Origin of the sequence: Mesorhizobium sp. M1D.F.Ca.ET.231.01.1.1, from assembly GCF_003999155.2 — a bacterium.
Taxonomy (GTDB): Bacteria; Pseudomonadota; Alphaproteobacteria; order Rhizobiales; family Rhizobiaceae; genus Mesorhizobium.
This window is the reverse complement of record NZ_RZOZ02000136.1, coordinates 1-344: the sequence shown is the minus strand read 5'-3', so window position 1 is coordinate 344 and position 344 is coordinate 1. Positions and strand designations below refer to the sequence as shown.

The 344-nt window shown below is 58.7% G+C and carries 1 protein-coding gene; it reads right to left on the bottom strand.

What is annotated here, in order from left to right; all coding sequences use genetic code 11:
* Positions 1-28: 28 nt before the first annotated feature.
* Positions 29-344, bottom strand: a 316-nt coding sequence (locus EN874_RS34165; RefSeq protein ID WP_210238598.1) for a hypothetical protein, incomplete at its 5' end; no start/stop codon positions are given.

The following is a 344-nucleotide window of genomic DNA, read 5'->3' as shown; positions in this document are numbered from 1 at the left end:
ATTATACCTGCCTGGGCCTTGGGACCGCTCATAACACCGCCGTTAGCCTGCAACTGACCAGCTTGGTGCGGCCTCTGGCCGAGCAGCCGTGCCGACCGATGGAAGGGTCCGCTGGTGGCAAAGCTAACTGGTGTCCCACTTTGTCCAAAAACATCCGCAATCCGGGCTGAGGTGCGATCCAGAAAGTTCGAAAAGCTCCCAGGACCCCAGGCGATTTGACCGTATCGAACTGCCACCACATCGTCGAATGGCAGGCGCCAAGGCTTGATTGACTGATTGTCGCCGGCGGCGAATCTTGACCGGAAGGCGCTATTGCCGGCGTGTCTTGGTCAGCGAATCGTTTG